Origin of the sequence: Actinoplanes sp. NPDC051633 (assembly GCF_040681735.1) — a bacterium.
Lineage (GTDB): Bacteria > Actinomycetota > Actinomycetes > Mycobacteriales > Micromonosporaceae > Actinoplanes.
In genome coordinates, this window is the sequence record NZ_JBFAZH010001219.1 from 1 (window position 1) to 2,263 (window position 2,263).

General features: G+C 75.3%; 3 protein-coding genes. 1 reads left to right on the forward strand and 2 read right to left on the reverse strand.

Annotated elements, in window-relative coordinates:
- Nucleotides 1–57 precede the first annotated feature (57 nt).
- Both AB0M20_RS39235 and AB0M20_RS39240 read right to left on the reverse strand, forming a co-directional pair.
- Nucleotides 58–1,338: a YndJ family transporter gene (locus AB0M20_RS39235; protein ID WP_364306107.1), complete on the reverse strand. Its 1,281-nt coding sequence runs from the start codon at nt 1,336–1,338 to the stop codon at nt 58–60.
- A 45-nt stretch (nt 1,339–1,383) separates the two neighbouring features.
- Nucleotides 1,384–1,863: a RidA family protein gene (locus tag AB0M20_RS39240; RefSeq protein ID WP_364306108.1), complete on the reverse strand. Its 480-nt coding sequence runs from the start codon at nt 1,861–1,863 to the stop codon at nt 1,384–1,386.
- Nucleotides 1,864–1,885: 22 nt separating this feature from the next.
- Between AB0M20_RS39240 and AB0M20_RS39245 the strand changes: the two genes are divergently transcribed.
- A partial coding sequence (locus AB0M20_RS39245) for a hypothetical protein (protein ID WP_364306110.1) occupies nt 1,886–2,263 on the forward strand: 378 nt, incomplete at its 3' end.

Here is a 2,263-nt window from a genome sequence, read left to right on the forward strand (position 1 = left end):
CGGACACACCCTCGCACGCCACCCTGCCCCGGTGGGGGCCCGCACTGCCAGCCGTAGCTACGGGTGGGCACCTCCGACCCGAGACCTACCCGAGGCGCAACCGGCCGCATCCGGCCGGCGCGCCCTCCGCAGCTCCGCGGCGCATCGGGCGATGAACAGCCGCTGCGCGATCGGAACCAGCGGTCCGGCCAGCCGGGCCACGAGCAGCGCCGGCCGGGAGCGCACGGCCACCTCCAACCGCACCACCCCGCCGTCGGCCAGCCGCACCGTGAACCGTTCGTCGCCCTCGAAGGTGTGGCCGGGCAGCGCGCGATAGTGCATCGCGGTGCGGTCCGGCTCGCGCACCACCTCGAGCACCTCGCACGGCTCCGGCACCCGCAGCCGCCCGACGCCGAGGGAGGAGGCCATCCGCAGGCCGGCCGACGCGGGCGGGGTGTCCGGCTCGACCCGGGCGCCCGCCCGGCGGTGCATCTCCCAGCTCAGCAGCGCGGCCGAGGCCGCCTCGAACCGCTCCGGGCCGCGGCCGATGCGGTGCGACCAGCGGTGCGCCGACCAGCGCTGCTCCCGGCCGGCCCAGGCCACGACGAGGGCGGTCAGCACGGCGGCCGCGTTCAGCACCCCATGCGTCAGGACCATCCAGGTCAGGTTGAGGTGCGGGACGGGGGCGACCTGCCCGGCCGCATAGAGCAGCGCGAGGCCCATGGTCACGACGCTCAGGACGAACAGCAGCCGTGCGGCCCGGCCGGAACGGGTGGCGACGGCCAGCCAGAGGCCGGCGCTGAGCAGGCCGGCGCCGAGTAGCTCGATCAGGTCGCCGGTGGTCTCGCCGAGCGGCGTGCGGCCGGCGAGGAAGCCGGCGCCGACCAGCGCCACGCCGGCCGGCGCCAGGACCGGGCTTCGGCGGTTGTCCACAGTCAGCGAGATCAACAGGAGCGCGCCGAAGCCGGCGACGTGGAAGTGCGCCGCCGTCAGGTCCAGCACGCCCGCCGGATAGCCGAGCAGCGCGTACCCGGATCTCTCGGCCAGCAGTCCCACCGCGGCCACCGGCAGACAGGCCGCGGCGAAGGCCGCGAGCCACCCCCGGCGCAGCACCACCGGCGCCGCCAGGCAGGCCACCAGATAGGGCACGCAGAGCAGCCCGGCGATCGCCCCGCGCGGCAGGAGCAGCGCCACCACCGCGGGCACCGCCGCGACCGGCCACCACTTCACGAGACGAAGGGCGGGCCGCCCGCGGCCGAGCACGCCGAGCCCGAGCGGTCCGAACGACAGCACGCACACCGCCACCACCAGGTGCAATGCCACCCAGCCGGTCCCGGTCAGCCGGTCCACGAGCACCACCCACCCTTGAACACGTTCAATCTGAACGCGTTCAAGTTAGCATGGTCAGGCGACTGTGACGACGGCCTCGATCTCGGTGGCGATGCCCAGCGGCAGCGTCGCGACCCCGACCGCGGACCGCGCATGCCGGCTCGACGGCCCGTAGAGCGCGTGGATCAGGTCGCTCGCGCCGTCCGCGACCAGGTGCGGGCGGGTGAAGTCGGGCGTCGCGTTGACCAGGACCAGCAGCTTCAGAAAGCCGGTGACCCGGCGCAGCTCGCCCAGCTCCGCACGCAGCGAGGCCAGGATGTTGAGCGCGGTGAGCTGGGCGGAGAGCTTGCCGGTCTCGATGTCCACGTCGGCGCCGAGCTTGCCGGTGTGGACCACGGCGCCGTCGCGCGTCGGGCCGTGCCCGGAGACGTAGGCGACACCGCCGTGCACGCGCACCGGTACGTAGGAGGCGGCGGGTGGGAACGGTGCGGGCAGGCTCAGTCCGAGGTCGGCCAGCCGCTCTTCCGGGCTGCGCCCGTCGTCGATCCAATCCATCGGGCCACCGTACGGTGTCGGCATGCCGAGCCAGTTCGTCGACGCCGCCTTGCGGAGGTTCCGGGCGGTGCCGCGGACCCCCGGCGGCCGGTTGGAGTCGCGGTCCGGCGCGGGGGTCCAGCCGGTGACCACGGCCGGCGGCGTTCTCGCGTACGCGAAAACGACCCCTGCCTCGCTCGGACCCGGCGCCCTTGCCGCGGCGCGGCGGGAGCTGCGCTTCTATCTCGAGCTCGCGCCCACCGCCCCGGTGCGCACCCCGGCCCTGCTCGATCACCTCGACACCGGCGACGGGGTGGGTCTGCTGCTGGCGGCGACCGGCGCGCCCCTGGACGCCGCCCGGTGGACGACGGCGATGTGGGCCGCGCTCGGGCGTGACCTGGCCGCCCTGCACCGCGTGCCG